Source organism: Verrucomicrobiota bacterium, assembly GCA_016200005.1.
Classification (GTDB): Bacteria; Verrucomicrobiota; Verrucomicrobiia; order Limisphaerales; family PALSA-1396; genus PALSA-1396.
Genome location: JACQFP010000021.1, coordinates 36,849 through 61,256 on the forward strand (window position 1 = coordinate 36,849; position 24,408 = coordinate 61,256).

The 24,408-nt window shown below is 59.0% G+C and carries 21 protein-coding genes and 1 tRNA gene; 21 read left to right on the top strand and 1 reads right to left on the bottom strand.

Going from position 1 to position 24,408, the window contains the following annotated elements:
• The first annotated feature begins 246 nt into the window (after positions 1-246).
• The 19 genes from HY298_07095 (at position 247) to HY298_07185 (ending at position 20,648) form a co-directional block, all read left to right on the top strand.
• Positions 247-2,625, top strand: a complete 2,379-nt coding sequence (locus HY298_07095; GenBank protein MBI3850039.1) for a DUF1080 domain-containing protein — start codon at positions 247-249, stop codon at positions 2,623-2,625.
• Between the two features lie 301 nt (positions 2,626-2,926).
• Positions 2,927-4,255: a putative porin gene (locus tag HY298_07100; protein ID MBI3850040.1), complete on the top strand. Its 1,329-nt coding sequence runs from the start codon at positions 2,927-2,929 to the stop codon at positions 4,253-4,255.
• Positions 4,256-4,306: 51 nt separating this feature from the next.
• Positions 4,307-5,326, top strand: a complete 1,020-nt coding sequence (gene pstS / locus HY298_07105; GenBank protein ID MBI3850041.1) for a phosphate ABC transporter substrate-binding protein PstS — start codon at positions 4,307-4,309, stop codon at positions 5,324-5,326.
• A gap of 21 nt (positions 5,327-5,347) precedes the next feature.
• Positions 5,348-6,316, top strand: a complete 969-nt coding sequence (gene pstC, locus HY298_07110) for a phosphate ABC transporter permease subunit PstC (protein ID MBI3850042.1) — start codon at positions 5,348-5,350, stop codon at positions 6,314-6,316.
• 8 nt (positions 6,317-6,324) lie between these two features.
• Positions 6,325-7,179 carry a phosphate ABC transporter permease PstA gene (pstA, locus tag HY298_07115; GenBank protein MBI3850043.1) on the top strand — a complete coding sequence of 285 codons (855 nt, stop codon included), beginning with the start codon at positions 6,325-6,327 and terminating at the stop codon, positions 7,177-7,179.
• A 13-nt stretch (positions 7,180-7,192) separates the two neighbouring features.
• Positions 7,193-8,038, top strand: a complete 846-nt coding sequence (pstB, locus tag HY298_07120; GenBank protein ID MBI3850044.1) for a phosphate ABC transporter ATP-binding protein — start codon at positions 7,193-7,195, stop codon at positions 8,036-8,038.
• Positions 8,039-8,140: 102 nt separating this feature from the next.
• A complete protein-coding gene (gene phoU / locus HY298_07125) occupies positions 8,141-8,818 on the top strand; it encodes a phosphate signaling complex protein PhoU (GenBank protein ID MBI3850045.1) in 678 nt (225 codons plus the stop codon).
• A gap of 85 nt (positions 8,819-8,903) precedes the next feature.
• Entirely contained in the window at positions 8,904-9,263 is a 360-nt protein-coding gene (locus HY298_07130; protein ID MBI3850046.1) for a winged helix-turn-helix transcriptional regulator, read from the top strand.
• Positions 9,264-9,282: 19 nt separating this feature from the next.
• Positions 9,283-10,137 carry an arsenite methyltransferase gene (gene arsM / locus HY298_07135; protein MBI3850047.1) on the top strand — a complete coding sequence of 285 codons (855 nt, stop codon included), beginning with the start codon at positions 9,283-9,285 and terminating at the stop codon, positions 10,135-10,137.
• Between the two features lie 10 nt (positions 10,138-10,147).
• Complete coding sequence (locus tag HY298_07140; GenBank protein MBI3850048.1) at positions 10,148-10,333, top strand: hypothetical protein; 186 nt, start codon at positions 10,148-10,150, stop codon at positions 10,331-10,333.
• Positions 10,330-11,484: an efflux RND transporter periplasmic adaptor subunit gene (locus tag HY298_07145; GenBank protein MBI3850049.1), complete on the top strand. Its 1,155-nt coding sequence runs from the start codon at positions 10,330-10,332 to the stop codon at positions 11,482-11,484. The genes HY298_07140 and HY298_07145 overlap by 4 nt, the downstream gene beginning before the upstream one ends.
• A 160-nt stretch (positions 11,485-11,644) precedes the next feature.
• Positions 11,645-12,856 (top strand): ABC transporter permease, encoded by a 1,212-nt coding sequence (locus tag HY298_07150; protein ID MBI3850050.1) that lies wholly within the window; start codon positions 11,645-11,647, stop codon positions 12,854-12,856.
• Positions 12,856-13,572, top strand: a complete 717-nt coding sequence (locus tag HY298_07155; GenBank protein ID MBI3850051.1) for an ABC transporter ATP-binding protein — start codon at positions 12,856-12,858, stop codon at positions 13,570-13,572. Before HY298_07150 ends, HY298_07155 begins: the two co-directional genes overlap by 1 nt.
• On the top strand, positions 13,569-14,654 hold the full coding sequence (arsB, locus tag HY298_07160; GenBank protein ID MBI3850052.1) for an ACR3 family arsenite efflux transporter: 1,086 nt from the start codon (positions 13,569-13,571) through the stop codon (positions 14,652-14,654). The genes HY298_07155 and arsB overlap by 4 nt, the downstream gene beginning before the upstream one ends.
• Positions 14,655-14,743: 89 nt before the next feature.
• Positions 14,744-15,202: an arsenate reductase ArsC gene (locus HY298_07165; GenBank protein ID MBI3850053.1), complete on the top strand. Its 459-nt coding sequence runs from the start codon at positions 14,744-14,746 to the stop codon at positions 15,200-15,202.
• 3 nt (positions 15,203-15,205) lie between these two features.
• Positions 15,206-16,420: a DUF1573 domain-containing protein gene (locus tag HY298_07170; GenBank protein ID MBI3850054.1), complete on the top strand. Its 1,215-nt coding sequence runs from the start codon at positions 15,206-15,208 to the stop codon at positions 16,418-16,420.
• A 236-nt stretch (positions 16,421-16,656) separates the two neighbouring features.
• The gene (locus HY298_07175; protein MBI3850055.1) at positions 16,657-17,340 is read left to right on the top strand and encodes a response regulator transcription factor; all 684 of its coding nucleotides are present in this window, start codon (positions 16,657-16,659) and stop codon (positions 17,338-17,340) included.
• 79 nt (positions 17,341-17,419) lie between these two features.
• Positions 17,420-18,598 carry a PAS domain-containing protein gene (locus HY298_07180; GenBank protein MBI3850056.1) on the top strand — a complete coding sequence of 393 codons (1,179 nt, stop codon included), beginning with the start codon at positions 17,420-17,422 and terminating at the stop codon, positions 18,596-18,598.
• Positions 18,599-18,668: 70 nt separating this feature from the next.
• Positions 18,669-20,648, top strand: a complete 1,980-nt coding sequence (locus tag HY298_07185; protein ID MBI3850057.1) for a YjhG/YagF family D-xylonate dehydratase — start codon at positions 18,669-18,671, stop codon at positions 20,646-20,648.
• A 127-nt stretch (positions 20,649-20,775) separates the two neighbouring features.
• Here HY298_07185 and HY298_07190 read toward each other — a convergent pair.
• A tRNA-Gln gene (locus HY298_07190) sits at positions 20,776-20,849 on the bottom strand.
• A 381-nt stretch (positions 20,850-21,230) separates the two neighbouring features.
• Between HY298_07190 and HY298_07195 the strand changes: the two genes are divergently transcribed.
• Both HY298_07195 and HY298_07200 read left to right on the top strand, forming a co-directional pair.
• Complete coding sequence (locus HY298_07195; protein ID MBI3850058.1) at positions 21,231-22,598, top strand: PQQ-binding-like beta-propeller repeat protein; 1,368 nt, start codon at positions 21,231-21,233, stop codon at positions 22,596-22,598.
• A 757-nt stretch (positions 22,599-23,355) separates the two neighbouring features.
• Entirely contained in the window at positions 23,356-24,189 is an 834-nt protein-coding gene (locus HY298_07200) for an NYN domain-containing protein (GenBank protein MBI3850059.1), read from the top strand.
• Positions 24,190-24,408 lie beyond the last annotated feature (219 nt).

Below are 24,408 nucleotides of genomic sequence, written 5' to 3' on the forward strand. Positions count from 1 at the left end.
GCGGTCAGGCAAGTTGACCTTGGTCGGTTTGAAGATTTTTATTCGGCTTCGTGCCGATGGCGCTGGCCACTGGAACGGACGCGGAAGTGCAACGTCCGCTCGCGCGCGTGGCGAGCGGCCAATTCCAAAAGATTCCAGGTGACAAGGTCACCTGAAAGAGCCAGGGTCATCACCAGTAGAAAGAAAGGACGGGGTTTCGTTCGGCCCCCGTGAAACCGATTCAAATCGCAACCAAAGGACTGAGTTATGCCAAACAATCTTCCTCGCCTGATTCCCGCTGCCGACCCCAATGATCGCGTGGTCGTGCAGGATACTGAATTTACCCAGGACGCGCTGGGCCGCTATATCTGCAACACCTGGGATGAAGCCACGCAAAACGGCGGCGTCGCGTTCGATGCCGTGGTCATCGGCGCGGGCATGTTCGGCGCGTATTGCGCCGAGAAAATTTACCGGAACTCGAACATGCGCGTGCTCGTGCTCGACGCGGGTTCGCTGCTCGTGACCGAGCATGTGCAAAACCTCGCGCGCATCGGCTTGAACGCGGGCGGTGCCGTGAAGGTGGAGTTCAACAATCAAGACCCGGGCGCGCGTGAGTGCGTGTGGGGTTCGCCCTGGCGCAGCCGGGTGCCGTTCCCGGGCCTGGCTTATTGTCTCGGGGGACGTTCGCTCTACTGGGGTGGCTGGTCGCCGCAACTGACGGAGGACGACCTTGCGCAGTGGCCCGCCGAGGTCGCGCATTACCTGCGCAACGGCTACATGATCGTCGAACGCGAAACGGGAGTTTTCGACAAGACCGACTACATCTCCGGCAAGCTCTTCGAGGCGCTGCGTGACAAGTTCAACGCGGTGCAGGCTGGCGTGCCCACCGTGGACAAGATCGAAGACGCGCCGCTTACCGTGCAGGCGGCGGCGCCGGCGTCCGGCTTGTTCAGCTTCGACAAATGGAGCAGTGCGCCGATCCTCGTGGACGCCATTCGCGAAGCCGCGGGCAATCCCGACTGGCAACGTCGCCTGTTCTTCGTCCCGCGCGTGCACGTCACCCGGTTGCACGTCACCAACGGCGCCGTCACCACGATCGAAGCGCGCGTTAATGGTCAGCAGAAGTTCTTGAACATTTCGCCCAAGTGCGCCGTGGTGCTGGCCTCCGGTACCATCGAGGCCACGCGCCTCGCGATGGAATCATTCCCCACGCCACTCATGGGCGGCAACCTGATGGCTCACTTGCGGAGCAACTTGGTCGTCCGCATCAAGCGGTCGGCGCTCGGCGGGTCGTTGCCCCAGGCGCTCGAAGCCGCGGCCTTGCTGGTGCGCGGCTCGACGCCGAAATGGCGATACCACTTGCAGGTCACTGCCGCTGCCATCAGTGGGGCGAACTCCGAGGCGACGATGTGGCGCATGATTCCCGACATCGAGTTACTCGACAAGATGCTGGCGGGGCAGTCGTCGGACTGGATTGTCATCACGCTGCGCGGCATTGGCGAGATGCTCGGCAGCCGCAACTCCGCTCAGCCGAAGATCACCGGCACCGCGCCGAGCTGGCAGGACTTGAGCGATCAAACCGATGAGTTTGGTATGCGCCGGGCCTGGGTCAATATCGTGGCGTCGCAGGATGACCTCAATCTGTGGAATGCGATGGACACCGCTTCGCTCGTGATGGCGAAAAAGCTCGCGAACGACGACGCGTCACTGATTCAGTACTTCCACGGTGGCGCATGGCAAAACACGCCGCCCCCAATCGGCAGCATCCGCGACGGCCTCGGCACCACGCATCACGAAGCCGGCACGCTCTGGATGGGCGACCCAAACACGTCCGTCACCAACTCCGATGGTCGCTTCCATCACATCAGCAACGCCTACGTCGCCGGCCCGGCCATTTTCCCAACGCTCGGCTCGGCGAACCCGTCGTTGACGGCCCTCGCCTTGGCGCGACGCACCGCGTTGGCCGTCGTACGCGAAGCATTGGGCGCAGAACAAGGCTTCAGTGCGCTCGGCACTGGCGGGCTTGCCGGCTGGCAAATGGCAGGCACTGGCAGCTTCGTGGAACTCGGCGGAAACATCATCGAGTCCGTGGATGGAATCGGATTGCTGTGGTTCACCAAGGAGCAGTTCGACGACTTCATCCTGCGCGTGGACTTCCGGCTTTCCTCGCCGACCGATAATTCCGGCATCTTCATCCGCATCCCGGCGCTCGGCGTCAGCGACCCGGCGAACGACTGGAGGCCCGCAGTTGACGGGGGTTACGAGATTCAAATCGACAACACGGGTTTCAACCCGGACACGAACAGATTCGACGACCCGCTGCACAAAACCGGGGCCATCTACACTCTCGCGGCATCCAATGCCATCATGCCGGCGGTGGGGCAATGGCACACGTACGAGATTGAAGCCATCGGTCCGAGAATCACAGTGCGCTTGAATGGCCAACAGGTCAGTCAGCTCACCAATGGTAATCGGCGGGCGAAGGGTTACATCGGCCTCCAAAATCATCATCCCGGTTCGAAAGTGCAGTTCGCACGACTGCGGATTAAGAAGCTTGTCCCAATCGCACCGGCCGCCGCTCGGACGCTGGACTGGCCAGCAGCGCGAACCAGCGGCGTTCCGAACCGGACAGTCGCGTCTCAATGATGATCTCATCCGCGAGAAAATAAAGGTTGGTCGATCCTGCGCTGATGTGACTCGGCGAAATCATTCGCTCTGACGATACGTGTCGGCGAATGGCTGCGGGGGATGGCACACGGCTTCAGCGCGCCCGGTCTGAGCAATCACGAAACTCTCCCGAATCGGATTGAACGAAAGGAGTTCTTCCGAGATTCATGAACCAAGAGCCGCGCACGCAATCGTCACGCAATCGTAACAAACTCGACCTTGGTTCGTAACAATTCGCGGCCAAGCTCGCAGCGGATTCAGTGACCACCAAACAGAACCTATGAACAATACCTGGAAATCCTCCACGACCGCATTGGCACTACTTTTTATCTCGGCATTCGCGATTCCTGCTGTCGCGCAAACATCCGATGCGTTGATCGACAAACTCGTGCAGAAGGGAATTCTAACGGTGAAGGAAGCGGAGGAGTTGCGCGTGGAGAGCGCCAAGAGTTCCGCCAAGACGTTCGCGTCGCAAATGGGTTCGGCGGACTGGGTCAACAAATTGAAGTTCGGCGGTGATTTCCGGGGCCGTTACGACGGCGTCTTTCAGGACGATTCGAACACCGGCGCCGGCAGCGCCACTCAAGACCGCGACCGCTTCCGTTATCGCGTCCGCTACGGCATCACAGCGGAGATGACCGACCACTTTGAAGTGGGCTTGCGTCTTGGCTCCGGCGAAATCGGGTCAGCGGCGCCTTCCCTCGGCGGCAGTCCCTTCTCCGCCAATACCACCCTGAATAACGATGGCAGCCGGAAGTTCATCTTCGTCGATCTTGCCTACGCCAAGTGGAAGCCGGACGATTGGTTCAGCGCGCAACTCGGCAAAATGAGCAGCGACTTCTGGTTCACCGACGCCGTCTTGGACCCGGATTACAACCCCGAAGGCGCGCAGGAAAAAATCAGTATCGCGTTGAACAAGCAGAACAAGATCGGCTTCTCTGCTGGACAATTCGTCATCGCCGAGAATTTCAGCGGCACCGGCAGCGGCAGCGCGAACCAGGATGTTTACCTTTTCGTTGGACAGGCGGACTGGACGGCCAAATGGTCGGATCATTTGTCGTCCCGCCTCGGAGTTGGCGCTTATGCGTTTGCTAATCAGGACAGCGTCTCCACCAACCTTGAAACCTTCTTAAATCAGAACGGCACGTCTGCCGCGGGCGCAACTGCGCCGCATTTCAACCCGATTATTGCCCGCGGCGAAGTGACGTACACCTTCGACTCCGGGCCGCTGTTTGACGGCCCGTTCCCGGTGACGCTGGGAGCGGAATACGCCAATAACCCCGGCGCATCCAGCTTCGGCAGTGGCAGTGAAGCCTGGAACCTCGGCCTTGCGTTGGGCGACGCGAAGAAGAAGGGCAACTGGCAACTCACCTACAACTACAAACACATCGGCACCGCCGCCGTCTGGCACGGCCTCAACGACGACGACTTTGGCGTCAACGCCAAGGGCGGCACGGGCGTGGCCGGTCATCAAATCGTCGCCAGTTATCGGGTCGCAAATCCGCTGACGATGAATTTGCGTGTGATGCGGACCGAACAGATCAACACGCCGGCCGGTGTATCCTCGCAGCAGACACGGCTGTTCTTCGATTTGCTCTGGGCCTTCTAAGGTCGAGCCGGCCCACAACTCTCAACATCTATCCAAGAAATCAAAAAACCTATGAACAAAAATCTCTTGATCAAATATCTGCTCACGGCGGTTCTGTTCTGCGGCGCGGTTCTCGCATCGTCCGCCCAAATGCTGATCAACGGCGCTGGCGCGACCTTTCCATATCCGATCTACTCCAAGTGGTTTGACGAATATGCGAAGGTCGATCCCTCGGCGCGCTTCAATTACCAATCCATCGGCTCCGGCGGTGGTCAAAAACAAATCCTCGCCGAGACCGTGGACTTTGGCGCATCGGATGGACCGATGAGCGACGACAATTTATCCAAGGCGCCGGGCAAAATCCTGCACCTCCCCACCGTAGCCGGCGCCGTGGTTGTCACTTACAATCTGCCCGGCAACCCGAAACTCAAACTCGATGGCACGACGCTGGCCGACATGTTCCTCGGCAAGATCACCAAGTGGAATGACAAACGCATCGCTGAGCTCAACTCTGGTGTGAAGCTCCCCAACGTTGATCTAATTGTCGTTCATCGGTCGGACGGCAGCGGAACGAGCTACATCTTCACTGACTACTTGAGCAGCGTGAGTTCATCGTGGGAGAAAAAGGTTGGGCGGAACACCTCTGTCAAGTGGCCCGTCGGTCTCGGGGCCAAGGGGAACGAAGGTGTCGCCGGCCAGGTGAAACAATTGCCCGGCACAATTGGTTATGTTGAGCTGGCCTACGCACATCAGAACAAACTGCCCTTTGCCGACCTCAAGAATGCGGCGGGTAATTTCGTCATGCCGTCGCTGGATTCTGTCACCGAAGCGCTGGCCACGGCCAACATTCCTGATGACTTTCGGTTTTCGATGGTAAACCCGCCGGGCGAAAAGGCGTATCCGATTGCGGGCGCGACCTGGCTGCTGGTTTATCAGCAACAGAAGGACGCGGCCAAAGGCAAAAAGCTGGTGGAGTTTCTGAACTGGGCGATGACCAAAGGCGAAGGCATGGCCGCAGCGCTCGACTACGCGTCGTTGCCCGAGAAAGTGCAACAGCGTGTGCTGGAGAAAATCAAGACGATTAAATACTGATTTTTGGAATGTGCCAAAAACATGGGATTCACTGCGACCAAGGAATTGCCTGAGCTGACGAACCCGCGCCTCGGCCGACGCAAATTCGGCGATCGCGCCTTCAAATGGCTCACCCTGCTGATGGCGCTGTCCGTCTTAGTGCTCATTGTGCTGATCGGATTTGAGCTGGCGAAAGGTTCGCACTTGGCGATTGCGAAATTCGGCTGGCGGTTCGTATCCAGTTCGGAATGGGACCCTGTGAGCGAACACTTCGGCGCGCTGCCGTTTATTTTCGGGACGCTCGTCTCCTCGTTTATCGCGCTGCTCATCGCCGTGCCGCTGAGCATCGCCACCGCCGTCTATCTCACCGAACTGGCGCCGCGATGGTTGCGGCAACCGCTCTCGCTGTTCATCGAACTGCTCGCCGCGGTGCCGAGTGTGATTCTTGGACTCTGGGGAATCTTCGTGATGGTCCCGTGGCTGAGGGAACATTTGTTTCCCTGGTTGCGCAGCACGCTGGGTTTTCTTCCTTTGTTCAAAGGCCCAATCTACGGCGTGAGCATGTTGGCCGGCGGCATCATTATCGCCATCATGATCGTGCCGATCATCACCTCGGTCGCGCGGGAGATTCTGCGGTCGGTGCCGGGTCTCCAGCGGGAAGCCGCTTATGCGCTTGGCGCGACGCGCTGGGAAGTTACGCGCATTGCGGTGTTGAGCTACGCCAAAAAGGGTTTGTTCGGCGCGGTCATCCTGGGTCTGGGCCGTGCCCTCGGCGAAACGATGGCCGTCACGATGGTCATCGGCAACCGACCCGAAATCGCCGCTTCATTGTTTGCGCCCGGTTACACGCTGGCCAGTGTCATCGCCAATGAATTCACCGAGGCGACTACAGACTTGTATCTTCATGCGCTGTTTGAAATCGGTTTGGTGCTGCTCGGCGTGACCATCGTGGTCAACGCTCTGGCGCAGTTGCTTTTGAAAACGTTTGGCGGGCCGCGGGCAACGTGTTGAACAGGATTATGACTCGCGCAAATCATCTCTGGCGAAAATCAAAGAACGGTCTGATGCAGGCCGTCACCTGCGCCTGTGCTTTGCTGGTCATCGCGCCGCTCGCGCTGGTGTTCTTTCACCTCGTAAAGTCCGGCATCGGCGCGCTGAACTGGGATTTCTTCACGCACCTGCCCAAGCCCGTGGGCGAACTCGGCGGCGGCATGGCCAACGCCATCGTCGGCACGTTCGTGCTGCTGGGACTGGCGGCGCTCATCGGCGTGCCGGTTGGTGTGCTTGGCGGCGTCTATCTGTCCGAATACGGAGCTTCGAAAATGAATTGGTGGATTCGCTTTGCGGCGGACATTCTCAACGGAGTGCCTTCGATTATCTGGGGCATCGTCGTGTATGCGCTCGTCGTCATACCGATGAAAAGTTTCTCCGCCTGGGCGGGTGGCATCGTGCTCGGCATGATGATGATCCCGCTGATCATGCGGACGACGGAAGAGGTGTTGCACCTCGTGCCCAACGGCTACCGCGAAGCAGCCCTGGCGTTGGGCATCGCGCAGTGGCGGATGATCGTGGCCATCGTTGTCCGCACGGCGCTCAAGGGCATCATCACCGGCATTCTCCTGGCGCTGGCACGAGTCGCAGGCGAGACGGCGCCGCTGTTGTTCACGGCGTTCGGCAATCGTTTCTGGAACCACAACCCGTCCGATCCCATCGCGGCGTTGCCCTTGCAGATTTTTAACTATGCGATTTCGCCGTATGAAGACTGGCATCGACAAGCCTGGGCGGGCGCGCTGGTGCTGTTGCTGTTGATCGCCAGCGTCAGCGTCGGCGTACGGCTGTTGACGCGCGACCGATTCAGCCAGCAGGGACATTGATGATCGAATCATGATGACAGAACAGGACAAACTAACCGCCGTTTCTCCGGCGATCAAGACGCGGACTACGGCGACTCCGCCGGCCGCAGCATCGGCTGCGTCCGTGCCGGCGTTGACGGTTAGAGAGCTGTCCGTTTTTTTTGGCGCGCATCAAGTGTTGAAAAACATTTCGCTCGATATTCAGGCGAAGACCGTCACTGCCATCATCGGGCCAAGCGGCTGCGGCAAATCCACATTTCTGCGTTCGCTCAACCGGCTGCACGAATTGGTGCCGCACGCCCGCATGACCGGTGAAATCCGTTTGTTCGGCGAGGACATTTATGCCCGCAGCGTGGAGCCCGTGGTAGTCCGCCGGCGGGTGGGCATGGTGTTTCAGAAGTCGAACCCTTTTCCCACCATGTCCATCGCGGACAATGTGACCGTGGGATTGCGCTTGAACGGCGTGCGGGATCGCGCGCTGCTCGCTGAGCGACGCGATGAATCCTTGCAACAGGCCGCACTCTGGGACGAGGTGAAGGACCGGTTGAACGCGCCGGCCGTCAGCCTTTCGGGCGGTCAACAGCAGCGTCTGTGCATTGCCCGCGCGCTGGCGGTGCAGCCGGAAGTGCTGTTGATGGACGAGCCGGCTTCCGCGCTCGATCCGTTGGCGACCTCAAAAATCGAGGACCTCATCATCGAATTGAAAAGGAATTACACCATTGTGATTGTCACGCATAACATGCAACAAGCCGCGCGTATTTCGGACTACACTGCGTTCCTTTATCTCGGCGAGTTGATTGAATACGATGCGACCAGCAAGATTTTCACCAACCCGGCCCATAAACGAACGGAAGATTACGTGACTGGACGGTTTGGGTGATCCAGTTCTTAATCGTAATCTTGCTCTTAATCTTAATCTTCAGGAAAGGCAGGGCGATTAAGATTAAGAGAAAGATTAAGATGAAGATTTAAGAACAGTTTTATGGAAACACATTTCGAGCACGAAATCGGCGAGTTGAAGCAGCGGTTGTTGACCATGGCGGGCCACGCCGAAACCGCCGTCAACCGCGCATTGCAGGCATTGCTCACCCGCGACTACGACCTCGCCCTGCGCGTGAAGGAGGACGACAGCATCATTGACCAGTTCGAAATCGAGATCGACGAACTCGCCATCCATCTGCTCGCCAAGGCGCCGCTTGCCAGTGATCTGCGTTTTGTCACCGTGGCGATGAAGATTTCACAAAACCTGGAGCGGATTGGCGATGAAGCCGCCAAGATCGCCAAGCGCGCCCGCGACCTTTCCAAAGAACCGCCCCTCAAACTTGATCTTGAACTACCCCGCATGGCGAAGTTGTCGCTCGAAATGCTCAAGGCCGCGCTCGACGCCTTCGTGAACCGCAACTCCGCCGCCGCGCGCGCGCTCATCCCGCGGGACAACGAGGTGGATGCCCTCAACAAACAGATCAATCGCCGGCTCACCGAGTACATGATGTCCGACCGCGAGAGCATCCCGCGCTGTCTGAACCTGATGATTGCCACGCGCAGCCTCGAACGCGTCGCCGATCACGCCACGAACCTGGCTGAGGAAGTGGTTTATCTGTGCGAAGCGCAGGACATCCGGCACGAGGGTAAAGGGCAGACCAAGATCGCTGGACGCTGATCCGCATCATTGCCAAAAAAGTGCTTGCACGCAGGCAGGGTGAACGGCATATTCATTTCGTTGTTTGGCGAAATATAGAAACACAATGCGCGAGTTTCTGGCGATCACAAAAGCGCTGGCCGACCCGAACCGGGTGCGGATACTCTTGGCCCTGCGGCGACGCGAACTCTGCGTGTGCCAGATCACGGAGATGTTCAGGCTGGCGACCTCCACGGTTTCCAAGCACCTATCCGTTCTGCATCACGCCGGGTTGATTCTTTCGCGCAAGAGCGAGCGCTGGGTGTATTATCGGCTGCCGGACAAATCTGCGCCCGTCGCCGTGCGCGAAGCGCTGGATTGGGTTCACAAGTCGCTCGCCAGGACCCCGGAAGCCATGGCCGACGGGACACGGCTGACGAAAATCGTGAAAATGGACCTGGCGGAAATCTGTCGCCGGCGATGTTGAGCCGCCACCAAATGAATTTATGAACACAACTACACTCGATAAAGAACGGGCCGTCCGCGAAATGGTGCGGGGCGGTTACGCAAAAATTGCTGAGACAACGTCTGCCGGCTGTTGCAGTCCGGGCGTCTCGTGCTGTGGTTCGCTCTCGCACGACGCCGACAAACTTGCGCGTGAACTCGGCTACTCAGTCGAGGAACTCAGGTCGCTCCCCGACGGCGCGAACATGGGCCTCTCGTGCGGCAACCCCGCCGCGCTCGCCGCGCTCAAACCCGGTGAAGTGGTGCTCGACCTTGGCAGCGGTGGTGGGTTTGACGTTTTCATCGCCGGCCGCAAAGTCGGCGCCCGCGGTCGCGCCATCGGGGTGGACATGACGCCGGAGATGCTCGCCAAGGCGCGGCGAAACACGGCGAGTTACCGCGAGCAGACCGGCTTGGACAACGTGGAATTCCGCCTCGGCGAAATCGAGCATCTGCCCATCGCGGACAACAGCGTGGACGCGATCATCTCCAACTGCGTCATCAATCTGTCGCCCGACAAGGCGCAAGTGTGGCGCGAGATTTCCCGTGTGCTCAAGCCCGGCGGACGCGTGGCGGTGTCGGACATGGCATTGTTGAAGCCGCTGCCCGCGGAAGTGCTCAAGATGGTCGAGGCGCTGGTGGGGTGCGTCGCGGGCGTGGCGCTGGTGACCGAAACCGGACGCATGGTGCGCGAGGCGGGATTGACGGACATCGTTCTCAAACCCAGGTCGGGCTATGTCGCAGCGATGACGAGTTTTGAAGACCCGCTTTACAAAGAGGTTGTGGCGAATCTGCCGCCGGGAACGAAGGCGTCGGATTATGTGACCAGCCTCGAAGTTCAAGCGCGCAAACCGTGAGGCATTTGTTGTGGCCAGCGATTTAGACGATTGGCGAAATGACAAAACAGCGCAGCACTGCGCGCTGATGTTGCTTGCCTACGGCGTCGGACATTGTGCCGTGATCGTCGATGTCGCCAAGATCGTCTGCGGCATCTTTGTTTTCCTGGGCGGTATTTGGCTGAGCTACGCCTCGCCGCGAACCAATCAACCATGAAACGCATTTCCCTCCGCAAACTCCTGCCGTGGCTGATTGTGGCCGCAGTCGTCGCCTTCGCCGTCTATCGCCTCAAGTTTAGTCCGATGCCGGTGACGGCTCATACCGTTGCCACCGGAGAAGTGCGCGCAGAAGTCATGGGCACCGGCACGCTGGAGGCGCGCGTCAAGACCATCATCAGCCCACGCATTCAGGAACGATTGGCTGAAGTCCTCGTGGATCAGGGCGACACGGTGAAGTCAGGACAACTTCTCGCCCGCCTCGATGACGCGGAGACCAAGCAACAGGTGGCCATCGCGGAAGCCACGCTCGCTGCTGCTCGCGCCACAGTCGAAAGGGTGAAATCAGACGAAGCCCGCGCGCAGGCGGTGCTTCAGCAGGCGCAGCTTGACCATCGGCGCTCGACTGAATTGCTCGCCGGCAAAATCGCCGCGCAAGCCGACTTCGACAAAACATCCGAAGCCTTGCACGTCGCCGAGGCGGACTTGAAGCGCGCTCAATCCACCATTGTGGAAGCCCAGAGCCAGGTGTTCACCGCCGAAAAGACTTTGCTCTATCAAAAAGAACATCTGGCGTTCACCGAAATGCGCAGCCCCTACGACGGTCTGGTCACGCGCCGCGACCGCGACCCCGGCGGGATTGTCGTGCCGGGCGCGTCCATTCTGCAACTGGTCGCCACGAATGAAATCTGGGTGTCCGCCTGGGTGGACGAAACGGCGATGGCTGGTTTGAAACAAGGGCAGCCCGCGCGCGTCGTCTTCCGCTCCGAGCCGGCGAAAAGTTACGCCGGGGAAGTGGCGCGGCTGGGCCGCGAAGCCGATCGCGAGACACGTGAGTTCGTCGTGGACGTGCGCGTGAAGGAATTGTCGGAGAACTGGACGATTGGCCAGCGCGCCGAGGTGTTCATCGAAACCGGACGGAAAGCCAACGCCATCTTGATGCCGGCGTCTTTTCTCCGCTGGCGCGAAAACAAACCCGGCGTGTTCGTCAACGACCACAGCCGCGCTCGCTGGCGCGGCGTCACGCAGGGCTTGCGCGGATTGCAGAATGTTGAAGTTACGGAAGGACTGTCCGCCGGCGAACAAATCGTCCAGCCCGTGGAAGGCCAGAAACAGCCGCTCACTGATGGTCAACGCATCAAAGCGAAATGAATCTCGCTGCACAATATGTCCGCCGGACCGGAGACGTAGCGCAGGCGTCCTCGCCTGCGAGTTCGAGGGGCGTCCCGCCCCGTGTTTCCGCAACGTCACGTCCTGGCAGCGAGACGCTGCCGGAACTCGCAGGCGGGGACGCCTGCGCTACAAACACGCTATGAACCTCGCTGTCCGTGATATCCGCCACAATCTGGGCCGCTTCGCCCTCACGACCGTGGGCATCGGCCTGTTGTTGATGATTGTCATGGGCATGGGCGGCATCTATCGCGGACTGATTTATGAGGCGACACTGCTCGTGGACCAGGTCGGCGCGGATTTATGGGTCGTGCAAGGCAGCACGCGCGGCCCCTTCGCCGAAGTATCGCGCATCCCTGCCAACCTCGAAGATCGTGTGCGCGCCATGCCGGGTGTGGCTGGCGCGCGACGTTTCGTCTCGCACACGATTCAACGCGAGCATCGCGGCCAGCCGTTGCGCATGGTCGTGCAAGGACTCTCGTGGCCCGAGGACAAAGGCGATTGGGTGTCGCTGATTGCCGGTCGCCCGTTGCGTCAGGCACACTACGAACTGATTGCCGACCGCTCGCTCGGTTTGCCGCTCGGCGAAAAGTTGAGGCTCGGCAAAGACGTTTACGAGGTCGTCGGCCTGACGCGCGGAATGGTCGGCTCGGGCGGCGATGGCTTGACGTTCTTCACGGTGAGCGATGCGATGGCCGTCCAGTTCGACGTGCCGGGCGAAGCCACGCGCCTCGAACGCGCCGCGCGCCGTGCCCGCCTCGAAGACTTGGACCTCGGACGCGTGACGCCGCTTTTGTCAGAACGAGTAGTTGGCCCGGCCAGCGAGTTACCCGCGCTCGCGCCGCCGCAAGTCAGCGCGGTGCTGGTGACGCTGCGGGAAGGCGCGGACCAGGCTCGCGTGGCCGCGACGCTCGCGACGTGGCCGGACGTGACGGTCTATTCCACCCAACAGCAGAAAAATCTCCTGCTCTCCGGCATGGTGGACAAAGCGCGGCGGCAACTGGGCCTGTTCCGCGTTCTCCTGATCATTATTTCCGCCATCATCATGGCGCTGATCCTCTACACGCTCACACTCGACAAGATTCATGACATCGCCCTGCTGAAACTCATTGGCGCGCGCAACGGCGTCATCATTGGATTGATTCTCCAACAGGCGTTGCTCATGGGCGCGCTGGGCTACGGACTCGCGTGGTGGTTGGGGCAATACGCCTTCCCGCGCTTCCCGCGTCTCGTCGTCATCGAGACGCCCGACCTGCTGATGCTCGCCGGCATTGTGCTCGCAATTTCCGCGCTCGCCAGCCTGCTTGGTATCGGCAAGGCCATGAGCGTTGAGCCGAACAAGGTTTTGTCGTGATGAAGACGAACGATTCCAACGCGCCCGCCATCGTGGCCGAAAACCTCACGAAGGTTTATGGCAGCGGCAACACCGAAGTCGTGGCCATGAAGGATGTCTCGCTGCGCGTAGCGCGCGGTGAAGTCATCGCGCTGCTTGGCCCGAGTGGCGCGGGCAAGTCCACGCTACTCACTGCGATTGGCCTCATCAACCCGCCCACCGCTGGCCGCATCCACATCGGCGGCGAATTGGTCATGGAGGCGGACGAGGCCAAAGTGGACTTGCGTGCATTTCGCCGCCGCCATCTCGGCTTCGTTTTCCAAAAAGCGAATCTGATTCCGTTCCTCAACGCGGTGGAGAATGTGCAAGTGGCGCTGGAGATCAACGACGCTTCCCCGCGCGCCGCGCACAAACGCGCCATGGAACTGCTGGACTACCTTGGCGTCGCGGATCGCGCCAAATATTTGCCCGATGCGCTTTCCGGCGGCCAGCAGCAACGCGTGGCGGTAGCCCGCGCTCTGGCCAATGAGCCAAGCCTCATTCTTGCCGACGAACCGACCGCCGCGCTCGACAGCCATCGGGGACGGCAGGTGATGGAGTTGTTTGCCAAGGTCGCGCATGAACGCGGCGCGGCGGTGCTGGTCGTCACCCACGACCAACGCTCGCTCGACGTTTTTGACCGAACTTTCGAGATGGAGGACGGTGAATTGAGACCTGAACGAAACAAGACGAAATGAACCGATCTACAGCTCCAGCCACCAAGCGAAGGTTGGATTTCTTCGAGCGTTACCTCACGCTCTGGGTTTTTCTGTGCATGGTCGCGGGCGTGGCGCTGGGCAAACTCGCACCCGCGCTGACTGCCTGCCTGAGCAAACTGGAGTTCGGCAAAGGCTCGCAGGTCAACGTGCCCATTGCCGTGCTCATCTGGCTGATGATCTACCCGATGATGCTCAAGGTGGACTTCACGGCGTTGGGCGGCATCGCGCGCAAACCACGCGGGTTGGGTGTCACGCTCGTCGTGAACTGGCTCATCAAACCGTTTAGCATGGCGCTGCTGGCGTGGCTCTTCATGCAACACATCTTCAGCGCGTGGATTTCGCCGGAGCTGGCCAAGGAATACACCGCCGGCCTCATCATCCTCGCCGCTGCGCCTTGCACGGCGATGGTGTTCGTGTGGAGCTACCTCACCGACGGCGACCCGGTTTACACACTGGTGCAAGTGGCCGTAAACGACCTCATCATGCTCGTGGCCTTTGCTCCCATCGTGATGTTCTTGTGCGGTGTGGCGAATGTCGTCGTGCCGTCCAAAGTGCTCATTACGTCGGTGGTGGTGTTCATCGTGATCCCGCTGGCGGCGGGTTGGCTGACGCGAACGCTTTTGCTCAAGTCACACGGCAAAGAGTGGTTCGAACAAAAATTCCTACCGAAGTTTCATCCCGTGACGATCTTCGCGCTGCTTTTGACGCTCGTGCTGATCTTCGCATTCCAAGCCGAGAACTTAACGACGAAATGGTTTGCTGTGTTGCTGCTGGCGATACCGATTGTCATCCAAGTGTATTTCAACTCAACGCTCGCCTACCTGTTGATGCGCTGGCTGCGCGTGCCGCACAACGTCGCTTCGCCCGGTGCGCTCATTGGCGCGAGCAACTTCTTCGAACTTGCGGTGGCGGTGGCCATCACATTGTTCGGCCCGGGTTCAGGCGCGGCGTTGGCGACGGTGGTGGGCGTCCTCGTCGAAGTTCCCGTAATGCTGTCCGTCTGCAGAATCTGCAACCAATCGCGTGGGTGGTATGAGGCGCGATTGAGTCTGGCCCAATGAAACAGCAAACGTCCAACATCCAAACGTCCCAACACACGCACCCTCGATGTTCGAGTTTTGATGTTGAGTATTGAATGTATCCCCAACCCATGAAGCCCACAGTTCTGATTCTCTGCACCGGCAACTCCTGCCGCAGTCAAATGGCGGAAGGAATTTTGCGGGCCGCAGCCGGCGATCTCGTCAATGTGCAAAGCGCCGGCAGCCAGCCCGCTGGCTTCATTCATCCGCTCGCCCTCAAAGTCATGGCCGAAATCGGCATTGATATCTCCGGCCACCGCTCGAAGCACATGAACGAATTCCTGTCGCGGCCGGTCAATACGGTCATTACGGTTTGCGGTCATGCAGACCAGGCTTGCCCAATTTTTCCCGGTCAGGTAAACCGTAACCATTGGGAATTCGACGACCCGGCCAGGGCCGAAGGCAGCGAAGAACTAAGGCTCGCGGAGTTCCGGCGCGTGCGGGACGAAATCCGCCGCCTGTTCGAGGCATACGCGGCGAGGCTGCGGTCAGGTATTGAGTCGGCAAACAACAATGAGGCCAGCGCGTAGAGCATGAAAGCAAAGAATAAATCCAGGTCGGCGAAAACCATCGCCATAATAGCCGCGATGGCCGGAGTTGCCGGGTTGCTGCTGTATGCCGCAACGGGACTATCCGGGCGCAAAACGGACACCACCGTCGCTGTAAGCCCAACCCCACCGCCCAGCACCGCAACGTCGCCGCAACCGACAATTCCGGGATCGGTGCCGGTCCAGCCTTTGCTCTCAGCAGCGAGCGGCGTGTCGCCTGCCACCGTTGCGTCCGGACCGAGGATCCGGTTTGCAACTCCAGAGTTTGATTTTGGCAGAGTGAACGGCGGCGATGTGGTCAAACACGAATTCTTCTTCACCAACGTGGGCAACCAAATGTTGGAAATCAGCAACGTGCAACCGACTTGCGGCTGCACAGCGGCGGGCGAGTGGTCGCGAACGGTGGCGCCGGGCAAGAGCGGCTCCATTCCCATCCAGTTCAACAGCGGCAGTTACAGCGGCCCGGTTGAAAAGTCCATTACTGTGACCTGTAATGACCCCACCCAGCCCGCCGTGAACCTCCAGATCAAATGCAACATTTGGCGGCCGGTGGAAGTTTCCCCGCAGTTCGCGGTCATCATGGTCACGTCCGAATCGCCGTCCAATGCGACGACGGTGCGCATCCTCAACAACGTGAATGAGCCGCTCACCGTCTCCAATCCGGAAAGCAACAACCGCCTCTTCACCGCCCAACTTAAGACCAACCAACCTGGCAAGGAGTTTGAGTTGATCATTAGCACTGTGCCGCCATTGGAAGGTGCGAATATGCAAGGGCAGATCTCCTTGAAGACCTCTTCGACCAACACGCCAGTCATCAGCGTCACCGCCCTGGCAAACATGCAGAAGGTGATCGAGACGGGGCCACCCCAGATCATCCTTCCCGCGGCTCCGCTGACGGGCAACGTGATTTCCAAGGTCTCCATCATCAACAACGGGACGAACGTCATGGTACTTACTGACCCGGCAGTAAACGCCAAGGGAGTGGATATCCAGATAAAAGAGTTCCTTCCTGGCCGCCAGTTCATCGCCACCCTCACGTTCCCGGAGGGATTTGAGATTGGTCGCGATGAGAAAGTCGAGTTCAGCGTCAAATCGAATCATCCACAATTTCCGCTCATCAAATTCCCGGTCTTGCAACCACCGCGTCCCGCTCCGGTCGCAGTGCCAGCGCCGGGACAACCCAAAGCAGCTGGACCATGACAGACCCAAAGCACCAAGCACCAAACTCCAACATCCAGAGAAATTCCAAACATCATATCTAATGCGAATGGCTCACGAAGTTTTGTGTTTGGTGTTTGAAATTTGAAGTTTCTCTGGAGCTTGGATGTTGGTGCTTGGAGCTTGGTGAACTTCGTCACCCATTCGTCACAATTCCGTCACCCGTTCGTTGCCCGGTTTGAATTGTTTCACTGCTCGTCGCGTGCTATTTCAAAACCGTGAAGCAGAAGATTCTCGTGGTGGATGACGAACCGGATGCCGTCGAGTTGATTGAATTCAACTTGAAGGCCGCGGGCTTTGAAGTCACGACCGCCGCCGATGGCGAGGCGGCATTGAAGCAAGCCCGCTCGATCTTGCCGGCATTGATCATATTGGATTTGATGTTGCCGGAAGTGGACGGATTGGAGGTCTGCAAAATATTGCGCCGCGATCAGCGGACCTCGGCCATTCCCATCATCATGCTCACCGCCAAGGCCGCAGAGATCGACCGCGTGCTCGGTTTGGAACTGGGTGCGGATGATTACGTGACCAAACCCTTCAGCCCGCGCGAACTGGTGTTGCGGGTGAAAAAAATCCTGCAGCGCGGCCAGAGCACCAAGGAAAAAACCGAACGCATTCTCTTGGGAGAACTGTGCGTTGATATTCCCCGACACCAGGCCAGCATGAAGGGCAAGCCGATTGAACTGACCGCCACCGAGTTCAAGTTGTTGACCGTGCTCGTGCAACGGCGTGGGCGCGTCCAGTCCCGCGAACAACTGCTCAAGGACGTCTGGGACTACGACCGCCTAATCGACACCCGCACCGTCGATACGCACATGCGGCGGTTGCGGGAGAAGCTCGGCCCGGCCGCGAAATATCTCGATACCGTTCGCGGGGTCGGTTATCGGTTTGTGGAGGAATGATTCCTCAGCGATCAACCGTCCAACCCTTCGCGCATGGCTGGCGATGCATGGTCAATCTTGAATTGAACCCACTCGGCGCATGTGGCCTTTGTTAATCGCATTTCTCCTCGTTGCCACGGTGGCGCTGCACTTCTGGTGGCAGCGCCGCTACGAACGCTTGCGCGCACAACAACTGGAGCAAGAGCGCGCGCTCGAAGTCGTGCGTACGCAGCACGAACAGGTTTTCGCCCAAAGACAGGCGCAACAATCGGCCTTGTTCGACAGCATGACGGAAGGCGTGCTGGTTTTGGATGCCGCCGGTCGGATTCAATTGGTCAATCAATCGCTGCAACGGCTGTTCGCCTTGACGGCCGATGTCCGGGGACAAACGATCATGGAAGCCTTCCGCCAGCAGGAATTGGCAACGTTGGTGAACCGTTTGCCCCACGAACAAACCGTGCAGGGTTATGAACTGGAACTTCCGGGATTGAACCCACGCGGGTTGGAGATCAACGCTACCGCCTTCCGCGACTCGAACGGAAACCCGCAAGGCTCGATGCTGGTCGTTCACGACTTGACCCGCCTTCGCCAACTGGAAAACACCCGCCGCGAATTCGTCGCCAACGTCAGCCACGAACTGCGCACGCCCCTCTCGCTCATCAAAGGTTTTGTCGAAACCCTGATCGACGGCGCGAAGAATGATCCGGAAACCGCCAACCGCTTCTTGCAAACCATCGAGAAGCATACGAACCGGCTCACCTACTTGATCGAAGACCTGCTCACGATTTCCCGATTGGAAAGCGGCCAGATCGTCATGAACCGGCACCCGGTTGATTTGCGGGAAGAGGCCGCGCGCGTCATGGATGATCTGCAAGCGCGCGCAGCAGAAAGAAAAGTTACGTTGGAGAACCTGGTGCCTGCCGGTTTGACGGCGCAGGCCGACGCTGATCGTTTGCAACAAGTGCTGTTCAATCTCATTGAAAACGCCATCAAATATGGACGGGACGCAGGCCGCGTGAGCGTCGGCGGAAAACCACGTTCGGAAACGGAAGTGGAACTTTGGGTGCGAGATGACGGGCCAGGCATTCCGACAGCGGCCCGCGAGCGCGTGTTCGAGCGTTTCTATCGCGTCGATCGTGCGCGTTCCGCCGAAACCGGCGGCACCGGTCTCGGGTTGTCCATCGTGAAACACATTATTCAGGCGCACGGCGGCGAAGTTGGCGTGAAGAGTGAACCCGGAACCGGGACAAATTTCTTCTTCACGCTGCCAAGGAATTGAAGGGCCGCTTGCCGCCGCCCCGCTTTCTGCGTGTGCATCGCTTCAAGGTGTGGCAGCATTCGTGTCACCTATGACTGAGACTGACGACCTCTTGCGCGCTGCCAGTGCGGAGATTTATCAGGTTCAAACCCGCGCGGCCGGCCCGATCGGCCGGATTCCCCTCACCGAAGAAATACTGCGCGCGAGCCCGAGCGGCGACCTGTTTGGCCTCACTCAAAATGCCGGGATGGGCTGGAATCCGAGTGAGGCGGGTCGCAAACAATTCCTGATTCTCAGCACGCAAGGCGGCATCCGCGCGCCGGACGGACAACCCATCGCGCTTGGCTATCACACTGGGCATTGGGAAATCGGAATGCTGGTTCAAGCGGCGGCGAAAGAGTTGCGTGCCCTCGGTGTGATTCCGTTTGCCGCTTATTGCTCTGACCCTTGCGATGGCCGCACTCAAGGAACTCCCGGCATGTTCGACAGTCTGCCATACCGCAACGACGCTGCACTGATTTTCCGCCGACTCATTCGTTCGTTGCCTCAACGCGCGGGCGTTATCGGCGTCGCAACGTGCGACAAAGGTCTTCCCGCAATGATGATGGCGCTGGCAGCGATGCATGATTTGCCGTGTGTGCTCGTGCCAGGTGGTGTCACGTTGCCGCCGGAACACGGCGAAGACGCAGGCACAATTCAAACTATTGGTGCGCGCTTTGCGCACGGTTTGATTTCGTTGCAGGAAGCTGCCGACCTCGCGTGTCGCGCCTGTGCTACACCCGGTGGCGGTTGCCAATTTCTCGGCACAGCGGCCACGGCACAAGTTGTTGGTGAAGCGCTCGGCATGTCACTGCCACATTCCGCGCTCGCGCCGTCAGGGCAACCGGTCTGGCTTGATATGGCCACGCGGTCGGCGCGCGCCGTTCATCAGCTCGAAGCGCGGAAGCGAACGATGCGCGACATTCTCACGCCCGCCAGCATCCGCAACGCGATGGCCGTCCACGCCGCCTTCGGTGGCTCGACGAATCTGGTCTTACACCTGCCGGCCATCGCTCATGCGGCGGGCTTGGCGCGGCCGACGGTGGACGATTGGATTGCGGTCAACCGTCAGACGCCGCGCATTGTCGATGTGCTGCCGAATGGACCGACGCACCATCCGACGGTCCGTGTTTTTCTGGCGGGTGGAGTGCCGGAAGTCATGTTGCACTTGCGGCGACTTGGGTTGTTGGACACCAGCGTTTCAACAGTTGCGGGTCAAACGCTGGATGAAATTTTGGATTGGTGGGAAAAGTCGGGGCGACGCTTACGCTTCCGGGAGATATTGCGACAGCAGGATGGCATTGATCCCGACGAAGTCATCATGTCGCCGGAAAAGGCGCGCGCCCGAGGTCTTACTAGCACCGTGACTTTTCCACGCGGCAATCTTGCGCCCGAGGGGTCGATCATCAAGAGCACGGCGATAGACCCGTCGCTCGCTGATGCCGATGGTATTTGCCGCAAGGAAGGTCCGGCGCGGCTGTTCTTTCGCGAGAAGGACGCGATCGCCGCCATCAAGCAGGGCCGTATCAAAGCGGGTGATGTGATGGTGTTGATCGGGCGCGGGCCGCTTGGCAGCGGGATGGAAGAGACGTATCAAGTTACTTCCGCTCTCAAGCATTTGCCCTTTGGGAAAGATGTGGCGTTGATCACCGACGCTCGTTTCTCCGGTGTTTCAACCGGCGTGTGCATTGGACATGTTGGCCCGGAAGCCCTGGCCGGCGGGCCGGTTGGCAAATTGCGTGAAGGCGACATCATCCGGATTGTGATTGATCGTCAACGGCTGGAAGGAAGCGTGGATTTTGTGGGTGAAGCCGGTCACCATTTCATGCCGGAGGAAGGCGCGGAAATTCTAGCGAGGCGGACGGCGAACGAAAACCTGTCCCCCGATCCCGGTGTGCCGGATGACACCCGGCTGTGGGCCGCGCTGCAACGCGCCGGGGGCGGCACGTGGGGCGGCTGCGTCTATGACGTTGACCGGATTCTTGAATTGCTTGACGCCGGACGAGAGGCGCTTGCCAATAACAATCGATAAGATACAAACCCCTCACCCGGCCGGAGGCCACCCTCTCCCCCTTGGAGGGGAGAGGGAAGGGTGAGGGGGCAAACTCCAGAGGTCACACCGCGTGTTACGCCACGAATCGCGCGCAATTCCTATCGCGTGGCTGTCCGACCTGGATTCGAACCAGGACAAATGCCTCCAAAGGGCATTGTGCTACCGTTACACCATCGGACAGTAACTTACAGCCTCCAGCCAATATTATGCGTCACTCAAGCGGGGTCGCAAGCAGTTTGTAATGGGTCAGTGGAGCGCGGCATTTAAGCCGCGTCAGGGTTCCGCAACCGGCTACGCTTTGTCCGATTTCAAGCCTTCTACACTTCGGGAGTTGAAGCGGCATAAATGCCGCGCTCCTTCGGTCTCACAACCAAAACCGGCTTTCACTGACCCGCTACAGCAGTTTCGTCGTTCAGACCACGCGCCATGCGGGAGTTCGCCCGTCGTGCGCACCAGAAACTTTCCGGTCCCAATGCAGGCAGAGTCAATGCCCGCCGATCGGCCGGCGATTTTATTTTCCACCTCATTGACTTGATTTGGTTGCCTTGTCACTCTGTTCCCATGACCAATGAGCAATGCCTGTTCTCCGTCTGCCCCAGCGAGTCAAGCCGCGTGAACTGGAGCGGATTCCTTTCAGTCTTGGTGGTGATGATGTTGACCCTCGGCTGGTCGGCAGCCGGAGGGGACTGGCCGGAGTTCCGTGGGCCGTGGGGTGATGGCCATGTCTCGGCGCCGGGCGACACCAAACCGATCGGCCTGCCACTTCACTGGAGCGAGACGAACAACCTCAAATGGAAAACGGAAATCCCTTATCGCGGCTGGTCCACACCCGTCGTGCTGGGCGGTCAGGTCTGGTTGACCACGGCGATGGAAGATGGCCACGACTACTTCGCCATTTGCTTGGACAAGGAGAACGGCAAGATGCTTTTCAACGAGAAAGTTTTCCACACTGACAACCCCGAGCCGCTCGGCAACGGTGCCTCCATGAATTGTTACGCCACACCTTCGCCGGTGATCGAGCCGGGCCGTGTTTACGTCCACTTTGGCAGCGCGGGCACGGCGTGTCTGGACACCAAAACGGGCAAGCCTTTGTGGCGGCGGAGCGATCTGCCTTGCCGCCATTATCGCGGCCCGTCGGCGTCGCCAGTCGTTTTCGAAAATCTGTTGATCCTGACTTTCGACGGTGCCGACCTGCAATACACCGCCGCCCTCGACAAGCAGACTGGCAAGACCGTTTGGAAAACCAATCGCTCAGTCGTGTGGAATGACGAAAATGTCCCGGGGCCAATGGCGAAGGATGGGGATTTGCGCAAGTCCCACGGCACGCCGTTGATCGCGACCGTCGGCGGGAAAGCCCAGTTGATCAGCGTCGGCGCCAAGGCATCGTATGGTTACGACCCGCGCACGGGACACGAAATCTGGCGGGTGGAATACAACGACTGGTCGAGCGCGCCTCGGCCACTGTTCGACAAGGGTCTCGCTTTCATCGTCACCGGCCTGACAAAAAAAGAACTGTGGGCGGTCAAAGCGGACGGACGAGGGAACGTTACCGACACGCATGTGGCGTGGAAGCTCACCACGCGCGTGGGCAAGTACGCCTCGCCCCTGCTCGTGGATGGTCTGATCTACACTGCGGCCGATGAGAGCTTCGTCACCTGCGCCGAAGCGGCCACGGGACAGGTCGTCTGGACTGAACGCATCGGCGGCAAATACGCGGCCTCGCCGATTTACGCCGATGGACGGTTGTATTTCTTCAGTCAGGAAGGCACAACCACTGTGCTCAAACCCGGACGCGCCTTGGAAGTGATCGCGACTAACACGCTGGCGAACGGCTTCATGGCCTCGCCCGCGGTGTCCGGGAAGGCGTTCTACCTGAGAACCAAGACTCATCTTTACCGGGTTGAATCCCCGGCGTCCGCGAGCAAGTAACGCACGGCGGCGGCGGGTAGCTCACCGGAGGATTTGTTTGAACGCCCGCCCTCATCCCGGCCTTCTCCCCCGAGGGGAAGGAGAATCGTTCGCCGCTTCTTTGGAATGTCGTGCGATGGGAACAGCGGCGGTGAACACGCACGCACCAAACGCTTCGCGAGGTTTCGAGTCGTCCGGCAGTCGCGAAGCGTTTGGAGTGCGCGTGGCTTTAGCACCGCTTTATGGCAGGCCGCGACGGGGCGGGCGGTGACGGGAAAATATCCTGAAGGGATTACGTCATTCAGCCCGGCGTTGACCGATGAAATCGGGCTACGCTGGGTAGTGAATCACAAATTGAAATCAATCCCGAGGGGGTTGAACCAAATCGCGGCGGGACGGCGATGCAACCCCGCCTGCCCCGATACGGTTTATCGGGGTTGGGGTTGATGTGTTTTTGGACGACCTGCCCCGCCATAGCGCAGCGACGGCGGGTGACCCAGGGTAGTCGCTCCGCGCCAACCCTAGGCTGATAGATGGAATGCCGTTGGGATTCGGAGCGCGGGTTTGCGGCATGCAGCACAGCGCCAAACGCGACACAGTATTCCTTCAAAAACCGTGTGGTTTTACAGCCAAATTTAATGAAAACACTGCTTGACGTGAAAAGTGCAGGATGCCATATTGTCTCCGCAGCTTCGGAATATAGATTTGAATCGAGGCTGCATATTTAGCGAGCTCCTGCGGGAGCTCGCATTTTATCTCAAACGTATCTTAAAAAATTATGAAAAGAATCGCCGTCTTCGTCGATGCTGGTTACCTCTTCGCACAAGGTTCAAAGCTTCTCACCGGTCAAAATTGCCGACGCAGCGAAATCGAAATTGACCTTGATCGCGCCTTTAATGCGTTGGAGGAACTCGCTGTCCGCCTAAGCGGAATTCCGTTACTCAGGATTTATTGGTATGATGGAACAGCCACTGGTCCGACTCCTCAGCACATTGCTGTTGCCGGGAAGCCTCGAGTCAAGCTCCGTCTGGGTTTCGTCAACACTGCTGGTTTTCAGAAGGGCGTAGATTCGCTGATTGTTACCGACATGATTACATTGGCGCGGAATGGCGCGATGGGTGACGCTTTGCTGCTTTCTGGTGACGAAGATGTTCGTGTCGGAGTTCAGCAAGCACAAGAATTCGGCGTGCGCGTGCATCTTTTGGGAATTACTCCATGCCGTGGAAGCCAATCTCAATTTCTCCTTCAAGAAGCCGACACGACCAACGAGTGGACGCTCGCGGACGTCTCTAAATTTCTTGTCCATCATCCAAGTGTTTTTCCAAGTGCGCAGCCTGGAAAGAAAGCGCTCACTTCATCTGCCAGTGTCCAAGGTTCGACTCAAGCCGCTTCTTTGACAGCGCTTGCCGACGAAGCCGCCAAAGTAATCCGAATTGAAGCTGCGGTAGTCGACAGCTTGATCGCAAATTACGAGTCAAATCGTCAACTGCCACCTTTGGTAGATAGACCCCTCTTGGGTTTAGCCAAGAAGCAGTTTGGAATTTTGAGTCCCGACCAACGAGAAAAACTTCGAGCAGCATTCGTTGAAGCTCTCCGCAAAAATCGTCCGTGAGCCTTTTTTGTGAGTCTTGGAACTGGCGGTAAAGATATGGCCGCTCGATTGAAATAATTTTGACGGTGGAAAGACCGGGAGCGCACATGCTGGCCCAACCAAAGCTAGGCTGGCCGGAGATGCCCGCACCTGCCACCGCCACTTCCCAAGCGTATTGCACGATGGATTATTTCAAATCCAAATTAGGGCTGGCTCATGGTTCATTTTACGGCCCATTCT